General features: G+C 71.0%; 22 protein-coding genes. 12 read left to right on the top strand and 10 right to left on the bottom strand.

Annotated features, from left to right (window positions below; translation table 11 throughout):
- Nucleotides 1-408 precede the first annotated feature (408 nt).
- Nucleotides 409-1,317 carry a TniQ family protein gene (locus tag ACP6CK_RS17345; protein WP_426954553.1) on the top strand — a complete coding sequence of 303 codons (909 nt, stop codon included), beginning with the start codon at nt 409-411 and terminating at the stop codon, nt 1,315-1,317.
- Between the two features lie 84 nt (nt 1,318-1,401).
- Here ACP6CK_RS17345 and gyrB read toward each other — a convergent pair whose 3' ends face one another.
- The 6 genes from gyrB to ACP6CK_RS17315 all read right to left on the bottom strand — a co-directional run bounded on the left by gyrB (nt 1,402) and on the right by ACP6CK_RS17315 (nt 7,864).
- On the bottom strand, nt 1,402-3,858 hold the full coding sequence (gyrB, locus tag ACP6CK_RS17340; protein ID WP_426954552.1) for a DNA topoisomerase (ATP-hydrolyzing) subunit B: 2,457 nt from the start codon (nt 3,856-3,858) through the stop codon (nt 1,402-1,404).
- Nucleotides 3,859-4,057: 199 nt separating this feature from the next.
- Nucleotides 4,058-5,218 (bottom strand): DNA replication/repair protein RecF, encoded by a 1,161-nt coding sequence (gene recF, locus ACP6CK_RS17335; protein WP_426954551.1) that lies wholly within the window; start codon nt 5,216-5,218, stop codon nt 4,058-4,060.
- Nucleotides 5,215-5,616 carry a type II toxin-antitoxin system VapC family toxin gene (locus ACP6CK_RS17330; protein WP_426954550.1) on the bottom strand — a complete coding sequence of 134 codons (402 nt, stop codon included), beginning with the start codon at nt 5,614-5,616 and terminating at the stop codon, nt 5,215-5,217. Before ACP6CK_RS17330 ends, recF begins: the two co-directional genes overlap by 4 nt.
- On the bottom strand, nt 5,613-5,876 hold the full coding sequence (locus tag ACP6CK_RS17325; protein ID WP_426954549.1) for a FitA-like ribbon-helix-helix domain-containing protein: 264 nt from the start codon (nt 5,874-5,876) through the stop codon (nt 5,613-5,615). Before ACP6CK_RS17325 ends, ACP6CK_RS17330 begins: the two co-directional genes overlap by 4 nt.
- 463 nt (nt 5,877-6,339) lie before the next feature.
- Entirely contained in the window at nt 6,340-7,218 is an 879-nt protein-coding gene (gene map, locus ACP6CK_RS17320; RefSeq protein ID WP_426954548.1) for a type I methionyl aminopeptidase, read from the bottom strand.
- Nucleotides 7,219-7,249: 31 nt separating this feature from the next.
- The gene (locus ACP6CK_RS17315) at nt 7,250-7,864 is read right to left on the bottom strand and encodes a TetR/AcrR family transcriptional regulator (RefSeq protein ID WP_426954547.1); all 615 of its coding nucleotides are present in this window, start codon (nt 7,862-7,864) and stop codon (nt 7,250-7,252) included.
- Nucleotides 7,865-8,281: 417 nt separating this feature from the next.
- Here ACP6CK_RS17315 and ACP6CK_RS17310 point away from each other — a divergent pair, with 417 nt between their 5' ends.
- From ACP6CK_RS17310 to ACP6CK_RS17290, 5 genes are read left to right on the top strand one after another with little or no spacing between them, the layout of a single operon-like run.
- A complete protein-coding gene (locus tag ACP6CK_RS17310; RefSeq protein ID WP_426954546.1) occupies nt 8,282-8,932 on the top strand; it encodes a hydrolase in 651 nt (216 codons plus the stop codon).
- A 50-nt stretch (nt 8,933-8,982) separates the two neighbouring features.
- On the top strand, nt 8,983-9,243 hold the full coding sequence (locus tag ACP6CK_RS17305; protein WP_426954545.1) for a DUF1427 family protein: 261 nt from the start codon (nt 8,983-8,985) through the stop codon (nt 9,241-9,243).
- Nucleotides 9,243-11,198: an amidohydrolase gene (locus ACP6CK_RS17300; RefSeq protein ID WP_426954544.1), complete on the top strand. Its 1,956-nt coding sequence runs from the start codon at nt 9,243-9,245 to the stop codon at nt 11,196-11,198. Before ACP6CK_RS17305 ends, ACP6CK_RS17300 begins: the two co-directional genes overlap by 1 nt.
- Nucleotides 11,199-11,200: 2 nt before the next feature.
- Nucleotides 11,201-11,590, top strand: coding sequence for a DoxX family protein (locus ACP6CK_RS17295; RefSeq protein ID WP_426954543.1), 390 nt, complete (start codon nt 11,201-11,203; stop codon nt 11,588-11,590).
- Nucleotides 11,587-13,179: an MFS transporter gene (locus ACP6CK_RS17290; RefSeq protein ID WP_426954542.1), complete on the top strand. Its 1,593-nt coding sequence runs from the start codon at nt 11,587-11,589 to the stop codon at nt 13,177-13,179. Before ACP6CK_RS17295 ends, ACP6CK_RS17290 begins: the two co-directional genes overlap by 4 nt.
- On the opposite strand, the gene ACP6CK_RS17285 is transcribed toward ACP6CK_RS17290, so the two are convergent.
- Both ACP6CK_RS17285 and ACP6CK_RS17280 read right to left on the bottom strand, forming a co-directional pair.
- Nucleotides 13,160-14,089 (bottom strand): LysR family transcriptional regulator, encoded by a 930-nt coding sequence (locus ACP6CK_RS17285; protein WP_426954541.1) that lies wholly within the window; start codon nt 14,087-14,089, stop codon nt 13,160-13,162. The genes ACP6CK_RS17290 and ACP6CK_RS17285 overlap by 20 nt on opposite strands.
- 69 nt (nt 14,090-14,158) lie before the next feature.
- Complete coding sequence (locus ACP6CK_RS17280; protein WP_426954540.1) at nt 14,159-14,590, bottom strand: DoxX family protein; 432 nt, start codon at nt 14,588-14,590, stop codon at nt 14,159-14,161.
- 188 nt (nt 14,591-14,778) lie between these two features.
- Between ACP6CK_RS17280 and ACP6CK_RS17275 the strand changes: the two genes are divergently transcribed.
- Together ACP6CK_RS17275 and ACP6CK_RS17270 are read left to right on the top strand one after the other, a co-directional pair.
- Complete coding sequence (locus ACP6CK_RS17275; protein ID WP_426954539.1) at nt 14,779-15,702, top strand: ring-cleaving dioxygenase; 924 nt, start codon at nt 14,779-14,781, stop codon at nt 15,700-15,702.
- A gap of 53 nt (nt 15,703-15,755) precedes the next feature.
- The gene (locus ACP6CK_RS17270; RefSeq protein ID WP_426954538.1) at nt 15,756-16,373 is read left to right on the top strand and encodes an alpha/beta hydrolase; all 618 of its coding nucleotides are present in this window, start codon (nt 15,756-15,758) and stop codon (nt 16,371-16,373) included.
- Between the two features lie 37 nt (nt 16,374-16,410).
- On the opposite strand, the gene ACP6CK_RS17265 is transcribed toward ACP6CK_RS17270, so the two are convergent.
- Nucleotides 16,411-17,322: a LysR substrate-binding domain-containing protein gene (locus ACP6CK_RS17265; protein ID WP_426954537.1), complete on the bottom strand. Its 912-nt coding sequence runs from the start codon at nt 17,320-17,322 to the stop codon at nt 16,411-16,413.
- 135 nt (nt 17,323-17,457) lie between these two features.
- On the opposite strand from ACP6CK_RS17265, the gene ACP6CK_RS17260 reads away from it, so the two are divergent.
- The 3 genes from ACP6CK_RS17260 to ACP6CK_RS17250 are packed head-to-tail and all read left to right on the top strand — an operon-like array spanning nt 17,458 to nt 20,737.
- Nucleotides 17,458-17,844: a hypothetical protein gene (locus tag ACP6CK_RS17260; protein WP_426954536.1), complete on the top strand. Its 387-nt coding sequence runs from the start codon at nt 17,458-17,460 to the stop codon at nt 17,842-17,844.
- Nucleotides 17,841-18,671: an enoyl-CoA hydratase/isomerase family protein gene (locus ACP6CK_RS17255; protein ID WP_426954535.1), complete on the top strand. Its 831-nt coding sequence runs from the start codon at nt 17,841-17,843 to the stop codon at nt 18,669-18,671. The genes ACP6CK_RS17260 and ACP6CK_RS17255 overlap by 4 nt, the downstream gene beginning before the upstream one ends.
- Nucleotides 18,668-20,737: an acetate--CoA ligase family protein gene (locus ACP6CK_RS17250; protein ID WP_426954534.1), complete on the top strand. Its 2,070-nt coding sequence runs from the start codon at nt 18,668-18,670 to the stop codon at nt 20,735-20,737. Before ACP6CK_RS17255 ends, ACP6CK_RS17250 begins: the two co-directional genes overlap by 4 nt.
- Nucleotides 20,738-20,966: 229 nt before the next feature.
- On the opposite strand, the gene ACP6CK_RS17245 is transcribed toward ACP6CK_RS17250, so the two are convergent.
- On the bottom strand, nt 20,967-21,200 hold the full coding sequence (locus tag ACP6CK_RS17245; protein WP_426954533.1) for a hypothetical protein: 234 nt from the start codon (nt 21,198-21,200) through the stop codon (nt 20,967-20,969).
- 149 nt (nt 21,201-21,349) lie between these two features.
- Here ACP6CK_RS17245 and ACP6CK_RS17240 point away from each other — a divergent pair, with 149 nt between their 5' ends.
- Nucleotides 21,350-21,826, top strand: a complete 477-nt coding sequence (locus tag ACP6CK_RS17240; RefSeq protein WP_426954532.1) for a DUF4126 family protein — start codon at nt 21,350-21,352, stop codon at nt 21,824-21,826.
- The last annotated feature ends 15 nt before the right edge of the window (nt 21,827-21,841 follow it).

Genomic DNA, 21,841 nt, shown 5'->3' with positions numbered 1-21,841 from the left:
CACCAAGCAGAATTGTAGATAGTCGGAGAATCTGCCAGAAAGCCCGAACCCTGAGTTCCTGCCGCCGATCTTGAAACTCATGCTATGAGCGGCTCCGGATCGAACCGATCACATGCACATAATGCTCGGCAGGTTCCGTAGTTTCACCGGAACGGCGACTACGCCTCAACCCTTCGGGCCAAGGCGTTAACTCCTGTCATCAGCTTTCATCTCGTTCAAGACGCCGAACTGCAGCAGATACGCTGCATGCGGCTGACGACTTGTCAACATAACGGCGTGCTTCTGCCGAGGTTCCTACGCGTCTAAAGGAAATCTTTCAGGGCGAAGCCATTCCGCTCAGTTCGGCCTACTGGCTGCAAGTCGAAGGAGTTTCCTGTAAGACCAATTGCCAAAAATCACGATCAGCCAGTGCCAGCACGAGTCGAACCTGTGTTTCCTGCGCCTCCCGTACATCCCCTGCCGCTACGCTGCAGGCCATCGGCTGATGAGGATCTCAACGGCTTCTTGCTACGCTTGGCCGAGCGGAATCTCGCGACCCATCCGGCCGAGATACTTGGACATGTAGGGGTACGGTATCCTGCCCCATATTACACTGAACATGACTTGGTCTACTTGGGAGCCCTTGCGGGAATTTCGCGCAGACGGCTCGCAGCCATGCAGCCTCGCGTTCAAAATTTGACGTCGTGGGATGCACCCGCAACTTGGCACAGTGTCGAACTGCGTCTCGCGGACCTTTCCTGGGAGCCGCGCCGAATATGTCCGGCTTGCATTGGATTGAGCCCACACCAGCGATGGTGGTGGACGATAGAAGCGCTGGGAGGCTGCCCGGAGCATGGCAGGATGTTCCTGACGAGATGTCCCTCCTGTCGCAGGCGATTGAGCCATGAGAGGTCACCCATCGCCGTCTGCCCGTGTGGCACGAAATACTCAGAGGTCGAGACGCCTGCCATGGAGCCGGAAATGGCTTTCGCGTCTCGCTACATCGTTGACCGGCTTAGGCGGCAACAACACGCTTATGGCGGCTCGTTCGATCGGATTCCCCTTTTCCATGCCATCCGAACGGCAAGCCAGTTGGGCAGCCGCCTGCTCGGACGCATTGATCACGCGCCTTCCCGACTTGGGCCCTCGCAAGCAGCAGTGTTCGCATGCGGATTCGTCACGCATCTCGCTCGATGCGAGGACCTCTCCCGAACGGTGCAACTGATAGTCCTGATGCACTCGGCCCATCTGCCATTCGGCGATGTGCCACCCGAGGTGTCCCGCAGATCATCGCCTGCCTGCTCCCTGTCCCGTTCCAGCTCTCAGCCAAAGAAGTGAATCTAATCAGGGCCTTGAACTGAACGAAGCCAGTGACAGGATGTGGCACCGGGACAAGTCCACTGGCACCACACACCGGCGGTGCTACACGTCGAGATTCGCGACCTTCAGCGCGTTGCCGACGATGAAGTCTCGCCGCGGCTCCACCACGTCGCCCATCAGCGTGGAGAAGACGCGGCCGGCATCGTCCGCATCCTCCACGGCCACGCGCAGCAGCGTGCGCGCCTCCGGGTCCAGCGTGGTCTTCCAGAGCTGCTCCGGGTTCATCTCGCCGAGGCCCTTGAAGCGCTGCACCGTCAGGCCCTTGCGGCCCTGGGCCAGGATGCGGTCCAGTGCGGCCATCGGGCCGTTCGCCACGGCCCGCTGCGTGTCGAAATGCAGCGTCGCGGGCGCGGTCCAGTCGCGCGCCAGGGCATCGCGCCGCTCTTCCAGCCAGCGCGCCTCGGCGGAGCGGAGCGCGATGGGGTCGAGCCGGTGGCTCTCCGTCACGCCGCGCACCACGCGGGCCACCAGAAGGCCGTCGGCATCCAGCGTGACCTTCCAGCCGCGCTCGGTCGGCAGGGCGAGGTCGTCCAGGCGCTGCGCCAGCACCGGCGCGGCCTCCGGATGCGGCTCCGCCCCGAGCGCCCCGGCGACGGCCGCCTGCTCCACGATCTCGGCCGGGACATGCGCGGCCAGGCGCCGGATGCGGCGGGAGGTGGCGCGCAACTCCTCGACCGCCGCGCGCAGCGTGTCGCCCACGACGTCCTGACCGTCGCCCAGCGTCAACCGGGCGCCGTGCAGCGCCTTCTCCAGAAGGAACTCCTCCAGCGCGCGGTCGTCCTTGAGATAGCGCTCCTCGTTGCCGCGCTTGGCGCGGTAGAGCGGCGGCTGCGCGATGTAGAGGTAGCCGCGCGCGATCAGCTCCGGCATCTGCCGGAAGAAGAAGGTGAGCAGCAGCGTGCGGATGTGGGACCCGTCCACGTCCGCATCCGTCATGATGACGACGCGGTGGTAGCGGAGCTTGTCCGGGTCGAAGAAGGGCGTGTTCGGCCGGTCCGGGTCGCGCGGGCCGATGCCGGCGCCGAGCGCGGTGATCAACGTGCCCACCTCGGCGGAGGAGAGCATCTTGTCCATCCGCGCCCGCTCCACGTTCAGGATCTTGCCCTTCAGCGGCAGGATGGCCTGATTGGCGCGGTTGCGGCCCTGCTTGGCGGAGCCGCCGGCCGAGTCACCCTCGACGAGGAAGAGCTCGCTCTTCGCCGGGTCCTTCTCCTGGCAGTCCGCCAGCTTGCCGGGCAGGGTGGAAATGTCGAGCGCGTTCTTCCGCCCGACCTTCTCCCGCGCCATCTGCGCCGCGCGGCGCGCGACGGCCGAGAGCACCACCTGATCGAGGACGAGCTTCGTCTCCTTCGGGTGCGTCTCGAACCAGTGGGACAGCGCGTCCGCCACCGCCATCTGCACGACCGGCGACACTTCGGAGGACACGAGCTTGTCCTTCGTCTGGGAGGAGAACTTCGGGTCCGGCACCTTCACCGACAACACGCAGGTCAGCCCCTCTCGCATGTCGTCGCCCGAGAGCTCGACCTTCTCCTTCTTCGCTAGCTCCGCCGCGTACTTCGTCACCACGCGCGTCAGCGCCTGGCGAAAGCCGGACTGGTGCGTGCCGCCGTCCCGCTGCGGGATGTTGTTGGTGAAGCACAGCGTCCGCTCCCGCGGGCTGCGGTTCCACCACATCGCCATCTCCACGCGGATGCCATCCGTCTCCTTGGAGGCGAGCGCGATGGGCGGCTTGAACAGCGGGTCCTCGGCGGCGTCGAGATACTCGACGAAGGCGACGAGACCGCCCTCGAAGAAGAAGTCGGCCGCCTTCACGTCGGCGTGGCGCTCGTCCCGCAGCCCGATCTTGAGGCCGGAGTTGAGGAAGGCGAGTTCGCGCAACCGCTTCTCCAGCACCGCGAACTCGAACTCGGTCTTGGTGAAGGTCTGGCTGCTCGGCTTGAAGGTGACCTCGGTGCCGGTGGGGTGGTCGCTCGGCCCCACCACCTCGAGCGACTTCACGGTCTCGCCGTGCTCGAAGCGGATGTGGTGCTCCTGGCCGTTGCGCCAGATCCGCACCTCCATCCATTCGGACAGGGCGTTCACCACGGCGGCGCCCACGCCGTGCAGGCCGCCCGAGACCTTGTAGGAGTTCTGGTTGAACTTGCCGCCCGCGTGCAGGCGCGTCAGCACCACCTCGGCGGCGCTCACCCCCTCCTCGGCGTGGATGTCCGTCGGGATGCCGCGGCCGTCATCGGTCACGGTCACGCTGCCATCGCCGTTCAGCACGAGCGAGCAGGAGGTGGCGTAGCCGGCCTGAGCCTCGTCCACCGCGTTGTCGATGATCTCGAAGGCCATGTGGTGCAGGCCGGAGCCGTCATCGGTGTCGCCGATATACATGCCCGGGCGCTTGCGCACGGCCTCCAGGCCGCGGAGGACGGTGATCGAAGCGCTATCATAGGCGCCGTCGGCCCCCGCCGAGGCGACCTCGGCTTCGTGGGCGGCGCGCGCGGACTCGGTCATGCCGGAGGGGAGCCTTTCAGGGGACCGACGCGCGCCGACGGCGCCCCGGGCGGGCGCCCACGCGAATCGGGCCGGAGGAGATTTCGTCCCCGCGTATATAATGATTCCGCGCGCGCGAAACCATGGCCTAAGTGACGGAAAAGCCTTGCGGCATGCTCCATGGACCGGCCCCGGTTCCGGCCGGCGCGGCGGGCCGCCCTCAGCCGGCCACGGGCGGCGGGAAGTCCCGATCCGGCTGGACCCCGTCCGCCCCCACGGCGAAGCCCTCGGCCACGCCGCGCAGCGGGGCGAAGACGCCGGGCTCCGTGCCGGTCAGGAAGGCCTGGGCGGGCAGCGTCGCGAGGGCGGCGAACAGCGCCTCCCGCCGCGTGGCATCCAGGTGCGCCGCGATCTCGTCCAGCAGGAGCAGCGGCGCGAAGCCCCGCGCGGCGGCGATCAACGCCGCATGGGCCAGCACGGTCGAGATCAGCAGCGCCTTCTGCTCCCCGGTCGAGCACAGCTCCGCCGGCACGCCCTTCGGCAGGTGGGTCAGCCGCAGGTCGCAGCGGTGCGGCCCGGCCAGGGCCAGCCCCGCCGAGGCGTCCCGGCCGCGCCGGGCGGCCAGCTCCGCCCGGAGCGCGTCCTCCACCACCAGGGCCGGCTGGCTCTCCAGCGCCGCCGCCGTGTCGCATTCGAGGGCGCAGAGGGCGGCGGGAAAGGCGCCCGCCACCCCCTCGGCCAGCACGCCGTTCAGCCGGGCGATCAGGGCCCGCCGGGCGGCGGTCAGCGCCACGCCGTGCCGGGCCATCGCGTCCTCCAGCCCGTTCAGCCAGCGGGGTTCCGGCCGGCCATCCGCCAGCAACCGGTTCCGCTCCGTCATGGCGGACTGGTAGGCCGCGACCTCCCGCGCGTGGTGCGGGTCGAGTGCCCAGACGAGGCGGTCCAGGAAGCGCCGGCGGCCGGACGCCGCTTCCGTGAACAGCCGGTCCATCTGTGGCGTCAGCCACACCGCCGCCACCAGCCGCCCCAGCTCCGCCTGGGAGGTGACGGGGTTGCCGTCCAGCCGGAAGACGCGCTTCTCCGGCGATCCGTCATGGGCGGTGCCGGTGCCGAGGTCGAAGACCCCCTCCGGTCCCTCAAACCGTCCGGCGGCGGTCCAGGGCAGCGCCCCCTCCGCCACGCGCCGCCCGATCTCCGACAGCCGGGCGCCTCGCAGCCCCCGGCCGGGGCCGAGGAGCGAGATCGCCTCCAGAAGGTTCGTCTTGCCGGAGCCGTTCTCCCCGCCGATCACGACGATCCCGGCGGAGAGGCGCAGCTCCGCCCGCGCGTGGTTGCGGAAATCCTGCAGTAGCAGGCGGGTGAGGCGGAGAGAGGGGGTCAAGCGGCCGGCAGGTCCGCGGGCGGCAGCACTCCGGCGCCGTCGCCGGCAAGGCGTTCCAGGCGTGGATCGGCCGTCACGACGGGCAGGCCGGCTCCGGCGGCGGCTCCCAGGAGCAGGCCGCCGGTCACCGGATGCGCATGGTAGGGCACGCCATCCAGCGGCGCGGCGCTCCCCGTGATCTCGATGCCGCTCGCGACGAGGACGCCGAGCGTTGCCACCGCCTCCTCCGCGGAGAGGACGCCCCGCCGCGCCTGCCGCCAGAGAAGGTTCGCGCATCCGATCGCGAAGAGATCGGGTGCGATGAGGCGATGACGCAGCAGGCCTACGGCAGGGTCAACGCCGTTCTCCGGCAGTACCCATTTCACGGCGACGCTGGCGTCCACGAGATCGGCGCTCAACGGTCCCCGGGCCGCTCCCCACGGCTCTCGCGCTGGCGCACCTCGAAGGCGGTGACATCTCGCCCGGCCATCGCGGCGCGCGTTCCGGCCATGCGCCGGATCACCGCGGCGCGGCGGGCCCTCCAGTCGGTTCCCTCGAGCAATGCGTCACGCAGAAGCTGGCGGCGCTCCGCATCGACCGAGTGGCCATGGCCGGTCGGCCGCGCCTTGACACGGGCGATGATCTCGTCCTCGACGTTGCGGACAAGAAGCTGTCCCATGAAGGTTCCGGCGGCCGTGCTGTCAGAGACATAGCACCCGCCGGACCTGCTTCAAGCGCGGCGCGTCATGCGCGAACACCCGATGACGCAGGCAGAACGCCCATCGTCGCTTTGCAGCGATCTGCGCTTGGTGGACCGCCGAGGGGTGGATCCGCACTCCTTTATATAGGATGGGCCGGCCTGTCGGATGGGCGGCGCGTCCGGAAAACCACGGGGATGCCCGGCCGATGCCAGCGGGGTGGCGGAGAGAAGGGGTGGCGCGTTGGCCCAGAGCAGTCGTGCCGGCTCCGGACGGAGAGGAGCCCGGGGACGATGCAGGGTCCGACAAGACGCCTCCCGCCCATCCGCCGTCGCCTCGACCTACAGGGCAGGCCCATCCTTGAGGAGACGGAGCGAGCCCGTCGTCCCCGCCGCCGCTGCGGAACATGGTGATCGGTTCCACACGATGGTTGCCCTCTGGTCGTCATTCGGTGTCCGCGGGCGTCGGTCCTCCCGTCGTCAAGGCGATCGTAGGATGGTCAGCGGTCGTTGCCCTCAATTCGGCTGTGTAAGGCGGCTTGGTGAACCCGGCGGGAGAGAGGGTGAAGATCTCGCAGCCACTCTCGGTCACGCCGATGGAGTGCTCGAATTGCGCGGAAACGCTGCGGTCGCGCGTCACGGCGGTCCAGCCATCACTCAGGATCTTCACCTCGGCCCGGCCCGCATTGACCATCGGCTCCACCGTCAGGAACATGCCGGGGCAAAGCACGGGGCCCTCGCCCTTCCGGCCGTAGTTCAGGACGTCAGGCGCTCCGTGATAGACGCGGCCGAGGCCGTGGCCGCAGAAATCCCGCACGACGCTGAACCGCGCGGCCTCAACATGACTCTGGATGGCGAAGCCGATATCGCCCACGGTCGCGCCGGGACGCACGGCCGCGATGCCGCGCATCATCGCCTCGTGGGCGACCTCGATCAGACGCGCCGCGCGGGTGTTGATCCGGCCGACCGTGTACATGCGGCTGCTGTCCCCGTGCCATCCGTCGAGGATGACGGCCAGGTCGATGTTGAGGATGTCCCCTTCCATCAGCGCCCGCTCCCCCGGAACGCCGTGGCAGACGACATGGTTCAGGGAGATGCAGGTCGCGTGCGCGTAGCCCTTGTAGCCCAGCGAGGCGGGGGTGGCGCCGCGGTCGAGGATGAAGGCGTGGCACCGCCGGTCGAGTTCCGCGGTGGTCGCCCCTTCACGGACATGCGCCGTGATCATGTCGAGCGTTTCCGCCGCGATCCGTCCCGCCGCGCGCATGCCGGGAAAGTCGTCCGGCGCGTGGATGATGACTGGCCGGTCTTCGATGATGTCGTTCATGTCCGTTCAGGTCGGTCCCTCGCGAACGGGCTCAGGCCGCCCGCGTGCTTCCAGCGTGGAGGCCTGCGCCCGCCATCGGGACCCCGGCGTGCAGCTCAGCGATCATCTGTCCGGCGAAGGCCGGGAGTGGGGCTTCCGTCAGGAGATGCGGGCGGAGGATGGCGATGGGCGCGTCGAAGATGAGGAATTTCGCGCGCGCCAGATCTTCCGCCCCGAGATCGCCGCCAAGCTGGGTGATGCAGGCGCGGAACGCGCCGTCCATCTCGCCCTCCAGCCGCTCCATCTCCAGCCGCAGCGGCTCTGGCGGTGGCGCGTCCTCGAACAGGGAGACGGGCTCGTGCAGCAGGAGGAAGCGGGCGCGATGCCGGTCCTCCCCGGCCCAGGGGATCAGCGCCAGGGCCGCTTCCCGCGGGCGCCCGGCTTGCAGCAGGGGCGTCAGCACGCGCAGCAGCGACCCGTAGCTGGTGTTCCAGGCGGCCCCGAGAATGGCCGACCGGGACTCGAAGCGATGATAGATCGAGCCGGTCGGGGCACCGACCCGCCGGGCGATGGCCTGCATGGTCGCGGCGCCCGGGCCGCCTTCGGCGACCAGGGCGATGGCAGCGTCGAGGAAGTGCTCCGACGAGAAGCGGGCGGTTCGGACCATGAAAATAGAATAGATGTTCTAGAATATTCAGTCCAGATCGGCGGGATAGCCCGGGATGGGACCGTGTTGCTTCCGATGCGACCGATTGCGTCCGGCACTGGACGGTGCGTGACCGGGAGGCCGCGAGATGCATGGATTGCTCGCGATCTGAATGTCGCTCGCGAACCCTGTCCCGGCAGCCTAGCCCCGCCTTTCAAACGTGCCGGCGCTCCCTCGGAGGGCGCGGTGTCTCTGACGACGGCCGCATGAACTTGGCTTGCGCGGCCCCCCGTGGCTCACCTTTGCCGGGCCTGACCAGCCTGGGCCACCTCTTCTCTGCTTGCACCGACGCAATCTCGACCTTGCGACCTGCGGCATGGCCTTGCGCGATCCTGGCCGCAATCATCCCGCCATCGCCACCCCAAAGGATCGACCGAGATGCCCACCGCCACCCCGACCCCCGGCAAGCTGCTGCTCAGCCCGGCCGACCACACGCTCATCATGATCGACTTCCAGTCGCAGATGGCCTTCGCGACGAAGTCCATCGACCCCGTCACGCTGCGGAACAACGCCGCCCTCGTCTCAGCGGCCGCCGCCGGCTTTGGCGTCTCCACCATCCTTACGACGGTCGCCGAGAAGTCCTTCTCCGGCCCGATGTTCGAGGAGGTGACGGCGCCCTTTCCCGGCCAGGTGCTGCTCGACCGCACCTCCATGAACACCTGGGAGGACGCGGCGGTGATCGCGGAGGTGAACCGCATCGGCAAGCCCCGCATCGTGCTTGCGGGACTCTGGACGAGCGTGTGCATCGTCGGTCCCGCCCTTTCCGCGCTCGACCAGGGGTTCGAGGTGTATGTCATCACCGATGCCTGCGGCGACGTCTCGACCGAGGCGCATGAGCGCGCGGTGGAGCGCATGATCCAGGTCGGCGCGCGCCCGATGACCGCGCTGCAATACCTGCTGGAGCTGCAGCGCGACTGGGCGCGCGGGGACACCTACGAACTGACCACCGGCATCGCGAAGAAGCATGGGGGCGGCTACGGCCTGGGCATCACCTACGCGAAGACGATGTTCAACGCCCACGAGGGCTGATCCCGCAGCGACGCGCCGGGCAGCGCCGGGCGTGTCCAAAGGAGGACGCGATGAAGCCCTATCTGCTCTCCCTCGGCGCCGGCCTTCTCGTCGGCGGGATATACGGCCTGCTCGGGGTGCGTTCCCCGGCTCCGCCGGTGATCGCGCTCATGGGCCTGCTCGGCATCCTGCTGGGCGAACAGCTCGTGCCCGTGGCACGGCGGCTGCTGGACGGGCACTCCCTGCCCTCGGCCCTGTCGCGGGCCGGCTGCACGCAGCACCTCTTCGGCCGGCTGCCCGGCCGTGACGTCAACGAACGGGATCACGCCTGATGCCTGACCTCTCACGCCGCACCCTGGCCGCCGGCGCCACCGCCCTCGGCCTCACCATCCTCGACCGGAGCTCCGCCATGGCCGCGTCCCCGCCCGATCTCATCCTGCACAACGGTGCGATCACCACGCTGGACCGTGCGAGGCCGGCGCCCGAGGCGGTGGCGGTCACCGGCGGCCGCTTCTCCGCGGTGGGCGACGCCGCCGCCATCCTGCCCACCGCTGGGCCGGAGACGCGGGTGATCGACTTGAAGGGCCGCCGCCTCATCCCCGGGCTGATCGACAACCACCTGCACGTCATCCGCGGCGGGCTGAACTTCAACATGGAGCTGCGCTGGGACGGCGTGCGCAGCCTTGCCACCGCGATGGAGATGCTGCGCGCCCAGGCCGCGATCACCCCGCCCCCGCAATGGGTCCGCATCGTCGGCGGCTTCACCGAGCACCAGTTCGCCGAGAAGCGCCTGCCGACGCTGGAGGAGATCAACGCCGTTGCGCCGGACACGCCGGTCTTCATCCTCCACCTCTACGACCGCGCGCTGCTGAACGGCGCGGCGCTGCGAGCGGCGGGCTACACGAAGGACACGCCGAACCCGCCGGGCGGCGAGATCCAGCGCGCGCCGGACGGCACGCCGACCGGCCTGCTGCTCGCGCGGCCCAGCGCGACGATCCTCTATGCGACGCTCGCCAAGGGGCCGACACTTCCCTTCGACTACCAGCTTAACTCCACCCGCCACTTCCTGCGGGACCTGAACCGCTTGGGCGTGACGGGCGCCATCGACGCGGGGGGCGGCTACCAGAACTACCCGGACGACTACGCGGTGGTTCAGAAGCTGGCCGCCGACGGCGAGCTGACCGTGCGCATCGCCTACAACCTGTTCACCCAGAAGCCGAAGGGGGAGAAGGAGGACTTTCTCCGCTGGACGCAGACGGCGCGCTACCAGCAGGGCGACGACTATTTCCGCCTCAACGGCGCGGGCGAAATGCTCGTCTTCTCCGCCGCCGACTTCGAGGATTTCCGGGTGGAGCGGCCGGAGATGCCGCCGGAGATGGAACCGGAGCTGGAGGCGGTGGTCCGCATCCTCGTCCAGAACCGCTGGCCCTGGCGGCTGCACGCCACCTATGACCAGACCATCACCCGCGCGCTGGACGTGTTCGAGAAGGTGAACGCCGAGATGCCCATCGGCGACCTGCACTGGATCTTCGACCATGCGGAGACGGTGAGCGAACGGAGCCTCGAACGCATCGCGCGCCTCGGCGGCGGCGTCGCCGTGCAGCACCGCATGGCCTATCAGGGCGAGTACTTCGTGGAGCGGTACGGCGCCCGCGCCGCCGAGGCGACGCCGCCCGTGGCGAAAATGCTCGAGATGGGCGTGAAGGTCTCGGCCGGCACGGACGCGACCCGCGTCGCCTCCTACAACCCCTGGGTCGCCCTCTCCTGGCTCACGACGGGCAAGACGGTCGGCGGACTCCGCATCACGCCGGAGCGCAACACGCTCGACCGCGAGACGGCGCTGCGGATGATGACAGAGAAGGTCACCTGGTTCTCCAACGAGGAGGGAAAGAAGGGCCTCATCGCCGAGGGCCAGCTCGCCGACCTCGCCGTGCTCGACCGCGACTACTTCAGCATCCCGGGCGACGAGATCGGGGATGTCACCTCCCTCCTCACGGTCGTCGGCGGCAAGGTGGTGCACGGCGCCGGCGACTATGCCTCCCTCGCGCCGCCCCTGCCGCCGGCCATGCCGGACTGGTCGCCCGTGCGCCGCTTCGGCGGCTACCAGGACCGCCGGGCGGAGAGGCCCGATGCCGCGGGTTCCTTCGCCCGCGCCATGGCCCGCTGCTGCGACGCGGCCTGCGGCGTGCACGGGCACGACCACGCGCGCGCCTGGGCCGCCTCCACCCCCGCCGGCAACGACCGGGGCTTCTGGGGCGCGCTCGGCTGTTCCTGCTGGGCCTTCTGACGATGAGCCCGGCCGCGCGGCGCGCCCTCACCCTCCTCGGCCTGCTCGGCCTCTGTGCTGCCTATCTCCAGGGCGGGCTGAACAAGCTGTTCGACTACCCCGGCGCGGTGGCGGAGGCGGCCCATTTCGGGCTGCCGCTGCCCTCCGCCACGGCCGCCCTCACCATCGCGCTGGAACTCGGCGCCAGCGCGATGGTCCTGACCGGGTGGCGGCGCCCGCTCGGCGCGCTGGCCCTCATGGCCTTCACCCTCGCCGCGACCGCCGTCGCGAACCGCTACTGGGAACTTCCGGCCGGCATGGAGCGGTTCATGATGGCGAATTCCTTCTACGAGCATCTCGGCCTCGCCGGCGCCTTCCTCCTCGTCGCGCTGCACGACCGGCAGGCAGCATGAGCGCGCCCTCCGCCGCCGGGCCCTTCGCCCCGCTGCGCGGGACCACCTTCGCGGTGATCTGGGCCGCGACCGTCCTCGGCAACACCGGCAGCTTCATGCGGGACGTGGCCAGCTCCTGGCTGGTGACGGATCTCGGCGCCGGTCCCGCGGCCGTCTCGCTGATCCAGGCGGCGGGGACGCTGCCGGTCTTCCTGCTGGCCATCCCGGCCGGCGTCCTCTCCGACATCCTGGATCGTCGGCGTTTCCTCATCGCCGTGCAGGTGCTCCTCGCCGCCGTCAGCGGCGGGCTGATGATCCTGTCCTGGCTCGGGCTGATGAACGTGACGGCGCTCGTCGCCCTCACCTTCGTCGGGGGGATCGGCGCGGCGCTGATGGCGCCGACCTGGCAGGCAATCGTGCCGGAGCTGGTGTCGGCGAAGGAGCTGAAGGGAGCGGTCGCGCTCAACTCGCTCGGCATCAACATCGCCCGCGCGATCGGCCCGGCGGCGGGCGGGCTGCTGCTCTCGGCGGCCGGTGCCGCCGCCACCTATGGCGTGGACGTCGCGAGCTACGCCCTGGTGATCCTCGCCCTGCTCTGGTGGAAGCGCCCGGCGCGGGCGGAGGATGCGCTGGCCGAGAATTTCGGCGGGGCCTTCCGGGCCGGACTCCGCTACGCCCGCGCGAGCCGGGAGCTGCACGTGGTGCTGCTGCGCGCCGCGATCTTCTTCGCCTTCGCCAGCGCGGTCTGGGCGCTGCTGCCGCTCGTCGCGCGCAACCTGCTGGGCGGCGATGCGGGCTTCTACGGTCTCCTGCTGGGCGCCGTGGGGCTGGGCGCGATCGGCGGGGCGTTGCTGCTGCCGCGGCTCCGCGCGGTGCTGGACGCGGACGGGCTGATGCTCGCGGCCAGCCTCGCCGCGGCCGTCGTCATGGCGACCCTCGCCCTGGCACCGCCGCGCTGGCTGGCGCTGCCCGCGCTGCTTCTGCTGGGCGTCGCCTGGATCGTCGCGCTGACCACGCTGAACGGCGCGGCGCAGGCGATCCTGCCCAACTGGGTGCGCGGGCGCGCGCTGGCGGTCTATCTCACCGTGTTCAACGGCGCGATGGCGGCGGGCAGCCTCGGCTGGGGCGTGGTGGCGGAGGCGGTCGGCGTGCCGGCCGCCCTGCTGGCCGGCGCGGCCGGCCTCGTGCTGGTGGCGTTCCTGCTGCACCGGGTGAAGCTGCCGGCGGGCGAGGCGGACCTCGTTCCCTCCCGCCACTGGCCGGAGCCGCTGACCGCCGATCCGGTGCCGCATGACCGCGGCCCCGTGATGATCCTCATTGAGTATCGGGTCGGGGCGGAGGACCGCATCGCCTTCCTGAGCGCGATGCGCCGCCTCTCCGCCGAGCGGCGGCGGGACGGCGCCTATGGCTGGGGCATCACCGAGGACGCCGCCGATCCGGAGAAGCTGGTGGAGTGGTTCATGGTAGAATCCTGGGCCGAGCATCTGCGCCAGCACCACCGGGTCTCCCGCGCCGACGCGGACGTGCAGGCGGCGCTGCGCCGCTTCCACATCGGGCCGGACGAGCCGGTGGTGCGGCACTTCCTGACGGTCAGCCCGGGCCGGGGCTGACCGGTCGCGGCGCGGCGCCCTCGATCAGCGGGCGCTTCGCCGCGATGGCCTCGGCCAGGTGGTCCATCAGGGCGCGCACGCGCGGCGTGTGCCGCAGGTCGGGATGGGTGAGCAGCCAGAGGTCGGAGGCATAGGCCGGGTCCGGCGGCGCGAGGCGCACGAGGCCCGGCCAGGTGTCGCCGAGGAAGCAGGGAAGGTGCCCCACCCCGATCCCCGCGGCCACGGCATGCGCCAGGCCGAGAACCGTGTCGCACCGCGCCGCCAGCCGATCGGGCGCGACGACCGCCTGCGCGAAGCGCACCACCTTCAGCCCCGCCAGGTTGTCGCCGAGGCAGACCCAGCGTGCGCTCTCCGCCGGGTCCAGCGGATGCTCCGCCCCGGCGACCCCGTAGAGCGCCCAGGCGATGCGCGCCGCGCGGCGGCCGACGAGCGTGTCGGGCGGGTTGTCGGTCGCGCGCACCGCCACGTCGGCGTCCCGGCGGGACAGGTTCAGCGCCGCGTTGCCGGTGACGATGTCCAGCCGGATCGCCGGGTTCGCGGCCCGGAAGCCCGCGAGCATCGGCATCAGCAGGTCCGAGAGCAGGCTGTCGCTGGTGGCGACCCGCACCTCGCCGGAGGGCGCGACATCCTGGCCCGCGAGGCGGCGCGTGACGGTCGTGATGTCGTCGTCCACGCGCGCGGCGAGCGCGGCCATCTCCTCCCCCGCCGGCGTCAGCGCGTAGCCGCTGCGATGCCGCTCGAAGAGCGGCTGGCCGAGCGTCGCCTCGATTGCCTTGAGGCGCCGGAAGACGGTGGAGTGGTCCAGCCCGAGGCGCGCGGCGGCGGCCGGCAGGTTGCGCGTGACCGCCACCGCGTCGATCAGGCGGAAGTCGTCCCAGGCGAGGGTGCGGGCGGATTCCTTCACGGCCATCCTCCTGACGCGCGAAGCCGGCGGCACGGAGAACCGTGCCGCCGGCGGGTTGCGACGATGCTAGGCGCTTCAGGCCGCGGCGGCGAGGACCGGGCGGGCGGCCGGCACGGGCGTCGTCCGCAGCGCCAGGGCGCCGTCGCCGGCCAGGGCCTGCACCAGGGCGCCGACGATCAGGAAGGCCGGGTATTCCCAGCCGCCATTCGGCGCGTTGAACACCCAGCCATTCCCGGCATGCACCAGCAGCGCGCCGGCCAGCACCGGCAGCAGGGCGACGGAGACGGCGCGGGCGTAGAGGCCGAGCACCAGGGCGATGCCGCCCACGGCCTCCGCCACGATCACCGGCAGGGCGAGCGCGGGCGGGAAGCCGGCCTGCGCGAGGAAGCCGGCAAAGCCCGGCACGGTGAAGACCGCCACCTTCAGCCAGGCATGGGCGATGAACATCACCCCCAGCGAGACGCGCAGCAGGGTGATGGCATAGGGGGCGAGACGAGGGTCGATCACGGCAGAATCTCCATTGCGACGGTGGACTGGCCCGCAAGGTGGCGGATCAGTCGATGCAACGCCACGGCGTATTCGACAATTACAGGATTGCAGCAGTGCAATCGGTTTGCCCTGTCCAACCGCCCCTCGCCGGCACAACTGTGGGGCCACCGGAGCCACCGAGGCTTCACCCGACAGGAGCAGCCATCATGGGCACCCACGGCATCCACCACGTCACGGCCATCGCCGGCCAGGCACAGCGCAACCTCGACTTCTACACCCGCACCCTCGGGCTGCGGCTGGTGAAGAAGACGGTGAACTTCGACGACCCCGGCGCCTACCACTTCTACTACGGCGACGCGGCCGGCCGCCCCGGCACCATCCTCACCTTCTTCCCCTGGGAGCACGCCGCGCCCGGCCGTGCCGGCGCGGGCGAGCTGCGGGAGACGGTCTTCCGCATCCCGCAGGCGGCGATCGGCTACTGGACCGCGCGGCTGGTGAACCACGGCCTGGAGCGCGCGACGCGCTTCGGCGAGACGGTGCTGACCTTCCGCGACCCGGACGGCCTGCGCCTGGCGCTGGTCGGCCTGCCCGGCCTCGAGGCCGAGCCCGCCTGGAGCAACGGGGAGGTTCCCGAGGAGCACGCCATCCGCGGCTTCCACAGCGTCTCCCTGATGCTGGACCGCACGGAGCGGACCGGGGCGATCCTGACCGACGTCTTCGGCTTCCGCGAGGTGGCGAAGGAGGGCAACACTACGCGCTATGCCGTGGAGGGCACGGCGCTCGGCGGCATCGTGGACCTGCAGGCCGTCGGCGGCTTCCTGCCGGCGCGGCTCGGACGCGGCTCCGTGCACCACCTCGCCTTCCGCGCGGCGGATGACGCGGCGGAGATGGAGATGGTCCGCAAGCTGATGGAGAACCACGGCCTGCGCACCACGGAGCAGAAGAACCGCGACTACTTCCGCTCCGTCTACTTCCGCGAGCCCGGCCACGTGCTGTTCGAGATCGCGACGGACATCCCGGGCTTCGACGTGGACGAGCCGGCGGAGTCGCTGGGCACCGCGCTGAAGCTGCCCGCCTTCCTGGAAGGGCACCGCGAGTCCATCGAGGCCGCCCTGCCCGTCCTCGCCTGAACACCCCCTCTCACGGGCCGCGCCGTCCTGGCGCGGCCCGGAAGGATTTGACCATGAGCGACACCGCCACCGACATCATCCACGTCTTCGAGCCCGGCACCGGCTCCGCCCACCAGCCGCTCCTGCTGCTGCACGGCACCGGCGGCGACGAGAGGGACCTGCTCCCGCTCGGCCGCCTCGTCGCGCCCGGCGCGGCGCTGCTGTCGCCGCGCGGCACCGTGCTGGAGAACGGCATGCCCCGCTTCTTCCGCCGCCATGCGGAGGGCGTGTTCGACGAGGACGACCTGCGCCGCCGCACGGACGACCTCGCGGCCTTCATCCGCGACGCGCAGGCCCGCTACCGGCTCGCCGCGCCGGTCGCGCTCGGCTTCTCCAACGGGGCCAACATCGCGGCCAGCCTGCTGCTGCGCCATCCCGGCCTGCTGCGCGGCGCGGCGCTGCTGCGGGCCATGGTGCCCTATCGGGAACCCCCGGTGGTCGGGCTGGGCGGGACCGAGGTCCTGCTGCTGTCGGGCGTGAACGACCCCATCGTGCCCGCCGCGAACAGTGCGCGGCTGGCCGCGATCCTGCGGGAAGCCGGCGCGTCGGTGCAGCACCAGGAGCTCCCGCTGGGACACGGCCTGTCCCAGATGGACGTGGCGCTCACCCGCGACTGGGTGGCGAAGCTCTGACGGCACGGAGGCGTACACTCCCGGCGAGCATCGGCCCTCATCCTTGGCAGGGGTTCTTACCCCTGACGGGATCGATGCTCGTCTCCTCCTCGGCCGCAGCCTCCTCCATGAGCCAGTTGGCGAAGATCTGGAGCGCGGGTCGGACGCGTCCGCGCGGCAGGATGAGCCAGTAGCGGTCGCCGGTGGGCAGGGGAGCCTCCCCGAGGGAGATCAGGCGGCCGGCCCGGACTTCGTCCCGAACGAAGGCGGGAGAGCAGATGACGGTGCCCAGCGCCTCCATCGCGGCCTGGATCGCCAGCGTCGTGCTCTCGAACAGCAACGGCGATACCGCGGGCAGGCCGTGGTGATCCTGCCAGAGGCGCCAATCGCCGGACCGGACCTTGCTGCCGAGGAGAGGGTCGTCCGTGGCGCGCCGTGCCGCGCCGGACGGGAGCGATGACGGCGCGGCGAAGGGCGCGACCATGACCGGTTGAAGCGGGCGGGCACCGGGGGCCGGGCGACGGGCAGCGGGCGCCGTCCTGATGGCCGCGTCGACGCCTTCCCGCGCGAGGTCGACGGTGGCGGTGGAGGTTGTCACCTCCACGTCGATGTCCGGATGAGAGGCCCGGAAGCGCGGCAGGCGCGGAATGAGCCAGCGCAGCGCCCAGGTGGTGTAGGCCCGGATGCGGAGCGGGGCCGCCTCTCCTCCGAGGTTTCGCGTGGCTTCCTCCAGCTGCGCGAAGATGGCCCGGAGCTCGCCGGCGTAGCGCCTGCCCAGCGGGGTCAGGCTGATCGCGTTGACGCCCCTCTGAACGAGGGCGCAGGCGAGCCTTCCTTCCAAGTCCTTGAGGCGCTTGCTCACGGCCGGCTGGGTGACGCCGAGGGCGGCCGCGGCGGCCGTCAGGCTCCCGAGCTGGGCGACCATGTGAAAGGTCCAGAGGCTGTCGAGGGGGGGAAGAACCCGGCGCATGACCCACCCTAACCCCGAGTTGGGGTGGTGACGAAAACTCTTGGGCTTTCGGCGCACCCCGCCCTGACGGAGAGAGGGGGGCAAGAGCCGCCTCCGGTCCCCGGGGGCGAGCCGGTCAACGGAGGAGCCGTTCAGATGAAGCGGCGCACCAAACTCGCGCTCGCGCCCGCACTGTCCGTGATGCTCCGCCGCGACGCGGTCCAGCCCCTTCCCGGCTTCGACCGGCCGCCGCGGATGGTCATGCCCTTCGCGGCCGGCGGCAGCAACCTGCGGGACGCCCTCGCTCCCCTCGCCGACGGTCGAGCTGACCCTGGGACTGGTCCTCGCCTTCGCGCGCCGGATGATCCGCTCCGGCGCGCGCCCAACACGATCCTGACCCCGCATCCTGGGTACGTGACGCGGCAAGACTTCCGCCTCCACCTCGAGGATGCGGTGGAATGCCTGCGCGCCTGGGATGCGGGCGCCCCCCTGCGGCGGTCTCTGAACGGGATCGCGGGACACACCGGAGAAGCGACCCCATGACGATCGAGAGCACCGGACAGAACGCGATCCTGCTGGAGGGCGACGGTCCCGTCGCCATCCTGACCCTCAACCGCCCCGCGGCGCGCAACGCGATCGACGACGACATGCGGGCCGAGCTGATGGCAGCGCTGGACCGGGTGGCGCGAACGGACAGCATCAAGGCCCTCGTGGTCACGGGCGCGGGCAAGGGTTTCTGCGCCGGCGGCGACGTGAAATCCATGCAGGCGCGCCTTTCCGTGCCGCCCGGGGAGGTGGCGCTGAACGGCTGGCGCCGGCAGCAGCGGACGCACCACGCGGTCTCCATGCTGCACGCCCTGCCCAAGCCGACCATCGCGGCCGTCAACGGCGCGGCCACCGGTCTGGGCTGCGACGTGGCGCTCTGCTGCGATTTCATCATCGCGTCCGAGGCGGCGCGCTTCGCCATGTCCTACATCCTGCGCGGCCTGATCCCGGATGGCGGCGGCATGTATTTCCTGCCGCGCCGCGTCGGCCTGGCCCGCGCGAAGGAGCTCATCTGGACCGGCCGGACGGTGGAGCCCGAGGAGGCCCTGCGCCTCGGCATGATCGATCGCGTGACCCGCGCCGAGACGCTGCTGGACGATGCGCGCGCCTGGGCGGCGGAGCTCGGCCGCGGTGCGCCCGGGGCGCTGGCGCTGAGCAAGGGCATCCTCGACGCGACCTTCGAGCACTCGGTCGAGGACGTCTTCGCCCAGGGCAGCCAGGCCCAGGCGATCTGCTACTCCTCCCGCGAGCATCAGGAATCGGTGGCGGCCTTCCTCGAGGGCGTGGCGAAGCGGCGCGCCGCCAAGGGGGGAGACGCGTCGTGAGCGCCCTCGACGCCCTGCTGCGCCCGCGCAGCGTCGCCGTCATCGGGGCCTCCGCCGACGCGGGCAAGATGACCGGCCGACCCGTCGGCTACCTTCAGAAATACGGGTTCGGCGGCGAGATCTGGCCGGTCAACCCGCGCGCCGAGAGCATCGGGGGGCTGCGCTGCTACGCCGATGCGGCCTCGCTCCCCGGCGCGCCGGATGCCGCCATCGTGCTGCTCGGGCCGGAGCGCGCGGAGGCCGCGGTGCGCGACCTCGCGGCGCGCGGGTGCCGCGCCGCGATCGTGCTCGCCAGCGGCTACGGCGAGGCCAGCGAGGAGGGCGCCCGCCGCCAGGCGGCGCTGAAGGCTGCGGCCGGAGGCATGCGGCTGCTCGGCCCCAACACGATCGGCCTCGTGAACCTGACCGACAAGGTCATGCTCTCCGCGACCGGCGCGCTGGAAGTGGGCGACCTGCCGGCCGGGCGCATCTCCGTCGTCTCCCAGAGCGGCGGCATCCTCGGCTCGCTCCTCTCCCGCGCCGCCGACCGGGGGATCGACTTCGCCAAGCTCGTCTCCACGGGCAACGAGGCCGACCTGGACAGCAGCGAGCTCATCGCGCACCTCGTGGAGGACGACGCGACCGACGTCATCGCCGTCTACATGGAGGGGCTGCGGCGGCCGGCGGCCTTCCGGCAGGCCGCGCGGCGCGCGGCCGAGCGCGGGAAACCGATCGTCGTCTACAAGGTCGGGCGCTCGGAGTCCGGGGCGCGGGCGGCCACGTCCCACACCGGCGCCCTGGCCGGGGCGGACCGCGTGTACGACGCCCTGTTCCGCCAGAGCGGCGTGATCCGGGCGGAGACGTTCACCGATCTGCTGGACATCCCGGCCGCCCTCGCGTCCGGGCGCCGCATGGCCGGGGATCGGGTCGCGATTCTCACCTCCACCGGCGGGGCCGGGACGCTGCTGGCCGACAATTGCGGGATGGCGGGCATCGAGGTTCCCGCGCCCGACGATGCGGCGGCGGCGCGACTGGCGACGCTCATGGGCGAGGAGCCCGCGGCCATGGGGCGCAACCCCGTGGATGTCACCCTCGCCGGGCTGCGCCCGGATCTGTTTCGCGGCGCCATCGACGCGCTGCTGGAGAGTCCGGCCTATGACGCGCTGGTCGTGGTGATCGGCTCCTCCGCCCTCGCGACGCCGGACATCGTCGCCGGCGCCATCGTCGAAGGACAGGCGCGCAGTCGGAAGCCGATCCTCGCCTATGTGTCCCCCCACGCGCCGCACCTCGTGCGGCTGCTGAACGGGCAGGGCATCCCGGCCTTCGCGACTCCGGAGAGCTGCGCCTCCGTGCTGCGGGCTCTCCACCCGCGCCCGGCATCCCCAGATCCGGCGCCGACAGTGGCGGAGAATGGCGTTCTTGCTGGCGTTCCCTCCGGCCCTCTCAACGAGGCGGAGAGCAAGGCCCTCTTCGCGCGGTTCGGCGTGCCCGTGGCGCGAGAGCACGCCGTCCCGGATGCCGCGGCGGCCGTGGAGGCCGCGCGGGAGATCGGAGGAGAGGTGGTGCTGAAGATCCTTTCCCGCACCATCGCGCACAAGAGCGAGCTGGGTGGCGTGCGCGTCGGCCTGACGGCCGAGGAGATCCCCACGGCCTGCGCGGAGATGTTGGAGCGCCTTCGTGCCGCCGGCGTCTCTCCTCCCGATGGCTTCCTGGTGCAGGAGCGCGTGCGTGGCGGGGTGGAGATGATCCTCGGGTTCCATCGCGACCCGCAGCTCGGCCCGGTCATCCTGCTGGGTTTCGGAGGCGTGGCGGCGGAGCTGTTCCAGGACACCGCCCTGCGCCTGTTGCCGATCGCCCGTGCCGATGCCGAGGCGATGGTCGAGGAACTGCGGGCCGCGCGCCTGCTGCGCGGTTATCGGGGAGCACCGCCGGCCGATATCCCCGCGCTGGTCGACGCCGTCCTGGCCTTCGCCGCCATGGCCGGTGCCGCCGGCGACCGGCTGCTGGAGGCGGAGATCAATCCGCTTTTCGTGCTGCCGAACGGGCAGGGCGTGCGAGCCGTCGACGGATTGACCGTGCTTCGGTGAGCCCGCGGGCTCGGCCCGGCGGTCCATCCCAACCCCCGGGCACCCCGGAGATCGGCGACCCGCCTTGTCAGGCGTCCATCAATCGGATGGCCTCACGCGTCAGGTCCGTCAGCCGGACCGCCGCGCTGATGAATGCGCGGCGGTCCGTCAACGTTGCGGACGGGGCCTCGGTGCTTTCCGACGTTCAACCCCTGCCAGTCGGGACGGCATGGGCGCGCGCCGGGATCAGTCAGCCCGCGGCGAAGGTGGTGGAGACTGACACCGAGCCCCATGCCGCCACGATCGCCTGGTTCGCCGCGTGCTTCGCCTCGATCGCGGCCACCGTGTCGCTGCCCAGCGGCAGGCGCACCGGCGGGTTCGGCGCTTCCGCGAAGGCGACCAGCACATCCGCCAGGCGTGCGGGATCGCCCGGCTGGTTGTGGCTCAGCCCGGACGCCACGCTCCGGATCTGGCCGACCGTCATGCCGTATTCCGCGATCCGGGCCGGGCTGACACCCCGCCACTTCGACGGCCCGCCTTCGGGACAGCGTGGGACCCAATGCTCCGCACCGTGCGGTGAAACCGCGCACCCCGGGCGCAAGTTGTCCCGGCAACCTGCTCCGAGATGACGAGATGCTTGCCTCCTTCCTGATGGGCCTGGTGGGCGGACAGCGGGGGCTGACGCCGCTGGCCACCGTCTCCGTCGCGGCCGCGCGCGGCGACTTGCCCGAAGACAACGGGGCTCCCCGGATCCTCGCCCATCCGCTGGTGGCCGTTGCCACCGTCGCCCTCGCAGCCGCGGAGCTGGCCGGCGACAAGATGAAGTCGGCACCCGACCGGATCGTCCCCATCGGTCTGATCACGCGGTTCGTGACGTCCGCCATCGCGGGCGCCTCGCTCGCGCCGCGGCGGCAGCGCTGGATGGCCGCAGCGTTGGGCGGCACGACGGCGGTCATCGCCTCCTATCCCGGATGGCGGGCTCGGATCGCCTTGATCCCGCAATATGGCCAGACGCGGACGGGCGTCATCGAGGACGCCATCGTCGTGATCAGCGCCGTTACCATCCTGCGCAGCCTGGTCCAGTCTGCCCCGCGGTCCGTCGCCCTGTGAACTGGCGGTAAGGTC

It is taken from the genome of Muricoccus radiodurans (assembly GCF_050154705.1).
GTDB classification, from domain to species: domain Bacteria; phylum Pseudomonadota; class Alphaproteobacteria; order Acetobacterales; family Acetobacteraceae; genus Roseomonas; species Roseomonas radiodurans.
This window is presented reverse-complemented; position numbering and strand designations above follow the sequence as displayed.

Coding starts and splice junctions, on each gene's coding strand:
- ACP6CK_RS17310 (WP_426954546.1), top strand. CDS start 8,282: ATGCCCACCGCCACCCCGACCCCCGGCAAGCTGCTGCTCAGCCCGGCC.
- ACP6CK_RS17245 (WP_426954533.1), bottom strand. CDS start 21,200: ATGACGGTCGGCCAGATCCGGAGCGTGGCGTCCGGGCTGAGCCACAAC.
- ACP6CK_RS17290 (WP_426954542.1), top strand. CDS start 11,587: ATGAGCGCGCCCTCCGCCGCCGGGCCCTTCGCCCCGCTGCGCGGGACC.
- ACP6CK_RS17240 (WP_426954532.1), top strand. CDS start 21,350: ATGCTTGCCTCCTTCCTGATGGGCCTGGTGGGCGGACAGCGGGGGCTG.
- gyrB (WP_426954552.1), bottom strand. CDS start 3,858: ATGACCGAGTCCGCGCGCGCCGCCCACGAAGCCGAGGTCGCCTCGGCG.
- ACP6CK_RS17305 (WP_426954545.1), top strand. CDS start 8,983: ATGAAGCCCTATCTGCTCTCCCTCGGCGCCGGCCTTCTCGTCGGCGGG.
- ACP6CK_RS17260 (WP_426954536.1), top strand. CDS start 17,458: ATGAAGCGGCGCACCAAACTCGCGCTCGCGCCCGCACTGTCCGTGATG.
- ACP6CK_RS17325 (WP_426954549.1), bottom strand. CDS start 5,876: ATGGGACAGCTTCTTGTCCGCAACGTCGAGGACGAGATCATCGCCCGT.
- ACP6CK_RS17270 (WP_426954538.1), top strand. CDS start 15,756: ATGAGCGACACCGCCACCGACATCATCCACGTCTTCGAGCCCGGCACC.
- ACP6CK_RS17315 (WP_426954547.1), bottom strand. CDS start 7,864: ATGGTCCGAACCGCCCGCTTCTCGTCGGAGCACTTCCTCGACGCTGCC.
- ACP6CK_RS17265 (WP_426954537.1), bottom strand. CDS start 17,322: ATGCGCCGGGTTCTTCCCCCCCTCGACAGCCTCTGGACCTTTCACATG.
- map (WP_426954548.1), bottom strand. CDS start 7,218: ATGAACGACATCATCGAAGACCGGCCAGTCATCATCCACGCGCCGGAC.
- ACP6CK_RS17285 (WP_426954541.1), bottom strand. CDS start 14,089: ATGGCCGTGAAGGAATCCGCCCGCACCCTCGCCTGGGACGACTTCCGC.
- ACP6CK_RS17255 (WP_426954535.1), top strand. CDS start 17,841: ATGACGATCGAGAGCACCGGACAGAACGCGATCCTGCTGGAGGGCGAC.
- ACP6CK_RS17300 (WP_426954544.1), top strand. CDS start 9,243: ATGCCTGACCTCTCACGCCGCACCCTGGCCGCCGGCGCCACCGCCCTC.
- ACP6CK_RS17295 (WP_426954543.1), top strand. CDS start 11,201: ATGAGCCCGGCCGCGCGGCGCGCCCTCACCCTCCTCGGCCTGCTCGGC.
- ACP6CK_RS17275 (WP_426954539.1), top strand. CDS start 14,779: ATGGGCACCCACGGCATCCACCACGTCACGGCCATCGCCGGCCAGGCA.